The sequence below is a fragment of the Oceanobacillus indicireducens genome (assembly GCF_014647195.1).
Lineage (GTDB): Bacteria > Bacillota > Bacilli > Bacillales > Amphibacillaceae > Oceanobacillus > Oceanobacillus indicireducens.
The window spans coordinates 172139-180206 of the sequence record NZ_BMOS01000004.1 but is presented as its reverse complement, the minus strand read 5'-3'; the positions used below and the strand labels follow the sequence as shown (position 1 = coordinate 180206).

8 protein-coding genes are annotated in these 8068 nt (G+C 39.2%); 5 read left to right on the top strand and 3 right to left on the bottom strand.

Annotated features, from left to right (window positions below):
• Nucleotides 1-334: 334 nt before the first annotated feature.
• The 5 genes from IEX94_RS04560 to oppF all read left to right on the top strand — a co-directional run bounded on the left by IEX94_RS04560 (nt 335) and on the right by oppF (nt 6166).
• Nucleotides 335-2068, top strand: a complete 1734-nt coding sequence (locus IEX94_RS04560; protein WP_188856204.1) for a peptide ABC transporter substrate-binding protein — start codon at nt 335-337, stop codon at nt 2066-2068.
• Between the two features lie 129 nt (nt 2069-2197).
• Complete coding sequence (opp3b, locus tag IEX94_RS04555; RefSeq protein ID WP_188856203.1) at nt 2198-3130, top strand: oligopeptide ABC transporter permease; 933 nt, start codon at nt 2198-2200, stop codon at nt 3128-3130.
• Complete coding sequence (gene opp3C / locus IEX94_RS04550) at nt 3127-4146, top strand: oligopeptide ABC transporter permease (RefSeq protein WP_156855124.1); 1020 nt, start codon at nt 3127-3129, stop codon at nt 4144-4146. The genes opp3b and opp3C overlap by 4 nt, the downstream gene beginning before the upstream one ends.
• 18 nt (nt 4147-4164) lie before the next feature.
• Nucleotides 4165-5223: an ABC transporter ATP-binding protein gene (locus IEX94_RS04545; protein WP_156855122.1), complete on the top strand. Its 1059-nt coding sequence runs from the start codon at nt 4165-4167 to the stop codon at nt 5221-5223.
• Nucleotide 5224: 1 nt separating this feature from the next.
• The gene (oppF, locus tag IEX94_RS04540; RefSeq protein ID WP_156855120.1) at nt 5225-6166 is read left to right on the top strand and encodes an ABC transporter ATP-binding protein; all 942 of its coding nucleotides are present in this window, start codon (nt 5225-5227) and stop codon (nt 6164-6166) included.
• Between the two features lie 185 nt (nt 6167-6351).
• Here the strand turns inward: oppF and queF are convergent, their stop codons facing one another.
• Genes queF through queC form a run of 3 tightly spaced genes read right to left on the bottom strand, consistent with a single transcriptional unit; the run spans nt 6352 to nt 8065 of the window.
• A complete protein-coding gene (gene queF / locus IEX94_RS04535) occupies nt 6352-6840 on the bottom strand; it encodes a preQ(1) synthase (protein WP_188856202.1) in 489 nt (162 codons plus the stop codon).
• Nucleotides 6813-7406, bottom strand: a complete 594-nt coding sequence (locus IEX94_RS04530; RefSeq protein WP_156855250.1) for a VUT family protein — start codon at nt 7404-7406, stop codon at nt 6813-6815. The genes queF and IEX94_RS04530 overlap by 28 nt, the downstream gene beginning before the upstream one ends.
• Nucleotides 7406-8065, bottom strand: coding sequence for a 7-cyano-7-deazaguanine synthase QueC (gene queC / locus IEX94_RS04525; protein WP_255454341.1), 660 nt, complete (start codon nt 8063-8065; stop codon nt 7406-7408). Before queC ends, IEX94_RS04530 begins: the two co-directional genes overlap by 1 nt.
• Nucleotides 8066-8068 lie beyond the last annotated feature (3 nt).

Here is an 8068-nt window from a genome sequence, read left to right as displayed (position 1 = left end):
TGGCTAGGATTTTGAAATAATATCACCGAGAACTATTTTACACATACCCTGATCGGCTACGTATGCAATTAACTTGGAGATTACGAACCTGCATGAAAGTAATATACTAAAAAGTAAGGAGGAGACAGAAGTATAGGTGAAAGGTCTGGTTTTATAGAAGGGAAGTCATTGATTTCGTTCATACTATCTACATAGAAGGAGAGGGTTTTATAAGAATAATTGCTCAATTCCGATAAAGAACTTTGCAATAATTTGTAAAAAAAGTAATGTACAATTATTTAAATTGTAGTATAATATATCCTGAAACTATATAAAGAAAAGGGTGGGTTTACGAATGAAAAAGTCAAAATATTATCTTTTTATTGTACTAGCCTTGATGCTGGTACTCGCTCTTTCAGCTTGTAGCGGTTCTGACTCAGACTCAGGTGCAGATTCAGGCTCAGAGCCGGATTCAAGCTCGGACACAAGTAGCGAGGAAACTGATGAAGGTTCAGATGGTGGAGAAGCCACAGGTGAGCAAGTGTTTAATATGATTGAAACAGCTGAGATTCCTACGGGTGACCCGTCACTTGCTACAGACGCAGCTAGCTTTATCGTGTTTGGGCAAACAATGGAAGGTCTTTATGTTTTAGATGAGAATGATACACCTGTCCCTGCGATTGCAGATGGCGAACCAGAGATAAGTGAAGATGGTAAGGTCTATACATTTAAATTACGAGAAGATGCTGAGTGGTCTAATGGTGACCCTGTCACTGCCAATGACTTTGTATATTCTTGGCAAAGAGCAGTAAATCCTGAGACTGGATCAGAGTATGCATATATGTTCTCCGGAATTATTGAAAATGCAACAGAAATTATGAATGGGGATAAAGATCCAGAAGAGTTAAAAGTCGAAGCTATTGATGATTACACGCTAGAAGTAACATTGGAACAACCTGTTGAATATTTGGATTCCCTATTGGCATTTGGAACATACTTACCTCTTAATGAAGAGTTTGTTGAGGAGCAAGGTGACAGCTTTGGAACAAATAGTGACACGATGCTTGCAAACGGACCATTCGTACTAACAGAGTGGGACGGAAGCGGTCTAACTTGGAAGTATGTGAGAAATGACCATTATTATGATAAAGAAAACGTTGCTTTAGATGAAGTTAACGTACAAGTTGTAAAAGAACCAAGTACAGCGGTCAATTTATTTGAAACAGGCGAAGCAGATCGTACAGCTGCTTTAAGCGCTGAATATGCACAACAATATCAAAATGATGAGAATGCTTCTACATTTGAAGAAGGTAGTTCTTGGTATTTGAAGTTCAACCAGGTACGTGATGGCGAAGAAACTCCATTAGCGAATGAGAATATTCGTAAAGCAATAGCAATGGCGTTTGACAAAGAAGCATATACAACAACAGTTTTAGCAAACGGTTCTGTTCCAAGTGATGGATATGTACCAAGAGGTTTGGCGAAAAATCCTGAAACTGGCGAAGATTTCCGTGAAGAAAGCGGCGACTTGATTGGATTTGACCTAGAAAAAGCACAAGAGTATTGGGAAAAAGGTTTAGAAGAGTTAGGAGTGGAAGAAATTACGCTTGATTATTTAAGTGATGATACAGAAAACGCTAAGAAAACAAGTGAATATTTCCAGAGCCAACTCGAAACAAATCTAGAAGGTTTGAAACTTGAGTTAAGAAACGTACCATTTAAAGTGCGTCTGCAAGATACGACCAATCAGGACTATGACATTGTCATGCATGGTTGGGGACCAGACTACTTAGACCCAATGACATTCCTTGATCTATACGTTACAGATGGAACGAACAACAATACTGGTTATTCAAATGAAGAATATGATCAATTAATTGAAGACGCGAAAGTGAAATATGCGAATGACCCTGAAAAACGTTGGGAAGCAATGTTAGAAGCTGAAAAGCTATTGATTCAAGAGGATACTGTAGTTGCTCCAATCTATCAAAGAGGACGACTTGTTCTTATTAAACCAAATGTAAAAGGTTTTGAAGAGCATTTATTCGGACCGGACTATACATTGAAGAACGTGTATATGGAAAACTAATTTTGCTATCAAGTGAACAGCAACGGTTAAAGGAAAAGAGAGTATTCCGTAAAGATACTCTCTTTTCCTCATGTATGCACCTTTTTTATTAGAAAATTTCTATTTATTAGCATATAGGAGGAAACACCAATGGCGAAGTATCTCATAAAGCGTATAATTTATTTGGTTATTACGCTGTTTATTATAGCTTCATTAACATTCTTTTTAATGAAGTTCTTGCCTGGTAGCCCATTCCAAAATGAAGAAAAGCTCACGGAAGATCAGCGAGTAATCTTAGATGAGAAGTATGGGCTAGATAAGCCGATTCCTGTGCAATACGCCAATTATATGATGAATGTTGTGAAGGGTGACTTAGGTGTGTCGTTTCAGTTCGACAATCAACCCGTGACAAAACTTTTAAAGAATCGTATGGGGCCATCCTTACAGCTTGGTTTTCAGGCGATGTTTATTGGAACCATTATTGGTATATTACTTGGCGTTTTAGCTGCTATGTTTCAAAATACATGGATTGATTATGGCAGTACATTTTTAGCAGTCTTAGGGAAATCAATTCCCTCTTTCGTATTTGCAGCACTCTTGCAGTATGTAATCGGAGTTAAGCTCGGATGGCTGCCTGTTGCATCCTGGAATGGATTTGCTTCGTCAATTATGCCAACGATTGCTCTGGCGATATTCCCTATTGCAACCGCGGCCCGTTTTATGAGAACAGAGCTGATTGAGGTCTTTAGCTCGGATTATATTACTCTCGCAAAAGCAAAAGGGAACTCAAGAATGGAAGTATCCTTCAAACATGCTATCCGCAACGGATTAATTCCTCTTGTAACCGTACTTGGACCTATGGCTGTAGGATTGATGACGGGGTCGATGGTCGTAGAAAAGATATTTGCGATTCCGGGAATCGGAGAACAGTTTGTAAAATCAATTATGACAAATGATTTTCCAATTATCATGGGAACAACCATCTTTTTTGCCTTCTTGTTGACAGTGATTATTTTAATCGTGGACATATTATATGGAATTATTGATCCAAGGATTCGTTTACAAGGAGGGGATAAATCATGATGAATGTTCCGGAAAAAATTGAAAAACATCGATTTGATCCCGCTCCAAAGGATCATTCTGATTTAGAAAAGATTGAGAAACCACAACTTTCATTCGGTAAAGATGCATGGCTACGGGTCCGGAAAAATAAAGCAGCAATTGTTAGTGCAGTCTTATTATTGCTTATAGTTGTGATGGCAATTATTGGACCGTCCCTTTCAAAATTTGACCCCTATGCGCAAAACGTTGCCCATGGGAATCTTCCTCCTCGTGTGCCTGTTTTAGAGGATATTGGGATATTTGATGGCAGTCAAAAAATCGGCGGTGTAGAAACAAATAAATATGAAGAACTTGGTATAGAAGAGTATTATTGGTTTGGAACGGACAGTCTGGGACGTGACCTGTTCTCCCGTGTCTGGGTAGGAACAAGGGTGTCACTTTATATTGCCCTTTTAGCGGCAGTAATTGACATGGTAATTGGTGTTGTCTACGGATTAATCTCCGGTTTCAAAGGCGGCAGAGTTGATAACGTGATGCAACGTATCCTGGAGGTAATATCTGGTATTCCTAACCTAATTGTCGTCATATTAATGCTTTTAATCTTAAAGCCAGGTATTATGTCGATTACAATAGCTTTGGTTATCACCGGCTGGATAGGTATGGCAAGGGTTGTAAGGGGACAAGTGCTTAAGTTGAGGAATCAGGAGTATATACTTGCCTCAAGGACACTCGGAGCAAGTAACTTCAGATTATTATTCAAACATTTACTACCCAATTTATCCGGGGTTATTATCATTAATACCATGTTCACGATTCCTAGTGCCATCTTTTTTGAAGCCTTCCTAAGCTTTATCGGAATTGGTTTACAAGCACCAGAGGCATCTCTTGGTACACTAATTGAGGATGGATATAAAACATTTCAGTTCTTACCTCATTTAATGGTTATTCCGTGTATTGTTATTTGTATTATCTTAATAGCTTGTAATTTAATGGGAGATGGACTTCGTGACGCGTTTGATCCAAAAATGCGTGATTAATAAATGAGGTGAAACGACATGAAAAAGATATTGGAAGTTTCAGATCTGCATATTTCTTTCCATACATTCGCAGGGGAAGTGCAGGCCATCCGTGGCGTGAACTTTGATCTTTTTGAAGGAGAAACACTTGCTATAGTTGGAGAGTCTGGATCTGGAAAATCGGTAACAACGAAGTCGATCATGCGATTGTTACCACCTGACAACTCGGAAATAAAAAAAGGGAAAATTCTTTTTAAAGATACAGATATTGCTCAAGCAACGGAAAAACAGATGCAAAAAATTCGTGGAAAAGATATTTCAATGATCTTTCAGGATCCCATGACCTCGTTAAATCCAACGATGACAATTGGAAAGCAGATTATGGAACCACTTTTAAAGCATCAAAAGTTGAGTAAAGACAAGGCAAGGGAACGGGCTTTGAAACTGCTTGATCTTGTAGGTATTCCAAAACCGGAAATTCGTATTAAACAATACCCGCACCAATTCTCAGGTGGAATGAGACAGCGTGTTGTAATTGCGATTGCACTTGCTTGTGCTCCGAAAGTGTTGATTGCGGATGAGCCAACAACGGCCTTAGATGTTACCATTCAGGCGCAGATATTAGATTTAATGAAAGAATTGCAAAAACAAATCGAAACATCGATTATTTTTATCACACATGATTTAGGTGTTGTTGCTAATGTTGCTGATCGTGTAGCTGTCATGTACGGGGGTAAGATTGTAGAAATTGGCACCGTAGATGAGATATTTTATAATCCACAACATCCTTATACATGGGGGTTAATAAGTTCCATGCCAAGCTTGGATTCAGGAGATGAGGAGTTATTTGTAATTCCTGGTACACCACCAGATTTACTGCATCCGCCAAAGGGAGATGCGTTTGCTCCAAGAAATCCATATGCTATGAAAATAGACTTGGAGGAAGAACCGCCAATGTTTCAAGTTTCGGATACCCATTTTGCTGCTACCTGGTTGCTTCATCCCGATGCACCTAAAGTAGACCCTCCAGCAGCAGTCAAAGAAAGAAAGGCTATATACCAAGCGAAACAAGCGGCTTCTTTAAAGGGGGGACAGTGAAGTGGCGGAATCAGAAAAGTTGTTAGAAGTTAAAAATCTTAAGCGACACTTTAACGTTGGCAAACCAAGTGAAGTCAGAGCAGTGGACGATGTCACTTTTGATATATATAAAGGAGAAACATTAGGACTTGTTGGCGAATCAGGATGTGGCAAATCAACTACTGGAAGGACCATTATCCGTTTGTATGACGCAACAGACGGTGAAGTGCTTTATAGAGGCAAAAATGTACATGGGAAAAAGTCAAATTCGGAAATGAAGGAATTCAACCGTAAAATGCAGATGATTTTCCAGGATCCTTACGCCTCATTAAATCCAAGGATGAAGGTATCAGACCTGATCGCTGAGGGGATTGATATCCATCGTCTAGCCAAATCGCCTAAAGAGCGTATGGAAAAAGTTCATTCGCTTTTGGAAACAGTTGGTTTAAATCGAGAACACGCGAACCGTTTCCCGCATGAGTTCTCCGGGGGACAAAGGCAAAGAATAGGTATTGCGCGGGCATTAGCAGTGGAACCGGAATTTATTATCGCGGATGAACCCATTTCGGCTTTGGATGTATCAATCCAAGCCCAGGTAGTTAACTTACTCAAAAAACTACAAAGGGAAAAAGGACTAACTTATTTATTCATTGCCCACGATTTATCGATGGTGAAATATATTAGTGATCGAATCGGTGTGATGTATTTTGGTAAATTAGTCGAACTTGCGCCTGCCGAGGATTTATACCGCAATCCGATGCATCCATATACACAGTCATTACTTTCCGCAATCCCGTTACCGGATCCGGACTATGAACGCACCCGTAAACGGCAATCATACAATCCTGCAATTCATCAGTACGCTGAAGGTGAAGAAGTGACCATGCGAGAGGTTGCTCCAGGACACTTTGTCAATTGTTCGGAAAAAGAATTTGAACAGATCCAGAAAGACTATAAAATTTAATAAGCTTTGAGCGTGGTATCCACTATGATCCGTGCCACATTTTAGTAAACTTGATTGTTAGCTAGATTCCTCGAAGTTTATTCGCTAAACATAAAATACCTCCATCAATAGGATGATGGAGGTATTTTATGTTTAAGCAGATTCTATATCTAACTGCATGTAGAATAATAAATGGGGATTTCACTTCATCTATTATCTACTTTCTCCGGATACATATCATGCTTAAACATTCGTTCTCTTGCCATTTCTTCATATATCGTATTGGGCTTTCCGTAATTGCAATACGGATCAATGGAGATTCCTCCGCGTGGGGTGAATTTTGCCCAGACTTCGATATACTTCGGATCTAATAATTTAATCAAGTCTTTCATGATTATATTTGCACAGTCTTCATGGAATCCTGGTTGGTTCCTGAAACTGACCATATACAGTTTCAGTGATTTGCTTTCCACCATCTTAACATCAGGCATATACGAAAGGTAAATCGTGGCATAATCCGGCTGTCCTGTCATCGGACAAAGGCTTGTAAATTCAGGGATATTGAATTTAACGAAATAATCATTTTCTCTATGTTGATTTTCAAATGTTTCCAAAATGTCGGGATTGTATTTGTAATTGTATTCCGTATTTTGATTTCCTAGTAATGTTAAATCGTTTGTGTCACTTTTTCGCATGCTTTATCCTCCTCTAATTTCCTATCCGTAATATTCGGTTCATACAGATCCATTTTTATAACGACTTTCCTAATTCCACCAGCAACTACTAATTGCATCACAACCTTGGCAACCCATTGACCTAATATGGCATAGGGCACTAGATTCCACGGAACGAATTCCAGTCCAAGCGGTCCAATACCGATAATGACAAAGATTGCTGAATCCAAAAATCCTGCAACGATACCTGAATACATGACCCTTTTTACAAATGGTAATTTAAACCGTGTATAAATTTCGGTGTCGGCTGTCTCGGAAATAATGAAGCTTAATGTACTTGCAAAAACGACCCATAATGGATCCCCTATTAAATAGCTTGAAAGAGCTGAGAGTAACAGGGCTAGCCCAATGAGCAGATAGGTCCGTAATCTGCCGAATCTATTTTGCACCATATCTCTCATGACAAGGGTTAATCCGATCAGCAAGGTACCATACGGGATGATGAGTGGACCTAGTTCCAAGGGAGCGAATCTTGCAGTAATGACATTGGCTAAAATGATAGATAATAGGTAGATAGCTATTCGAATCATACTACATGTCGCCCTTGTAGATAGGTTTCTAACCCATCATTTCTTAGTTTACAAGCAGGGCATTCACCACAACCATCCCCGATAATCCCGTTATAGCATGTCAACGTGTTTTCCCTAATATACGCTAGGCGATCCATCCGATCTGCCATTTTCCAAACCTCTGATTTATCTTTCCACATGAGAGGGGTGATTAATTTAAAAGGAAAATCCATTGCAAGATTTAACGACGTGTTGAGTGATTGAATAAAAACATTTCGACAATCCGGATATCCGCTGGACTCTGTTTCACTGACCCCGGTGATAATATTTTTTATGCCCATTGATTTTGCATAAATGGCAGCAAATGAAAGGAAGATATGATTTCTTCCTTCTACATATGTATTTGGTATTGTTCCTTCTTCTATTTCCATATCTTTTCTCGTTAAGGAATTTTCAGTTAATTGATTCAGTAGATCCATCTGAATAATTTTCTGATTGACACCGAGATCCTTTGCTATTTTCTTCGCGCATTCGACCTCCGATTCATGTCTTTGCCCATACAAAAAAGTGACGGTTTCCACTTGATCGAATTCTTCCAATGTCCATAACAAGCATGTGGTCGAATCCTGTCCGCCACTAAATACAACCATTGCCTTTTCCATTGTACATTCCTCCATAGT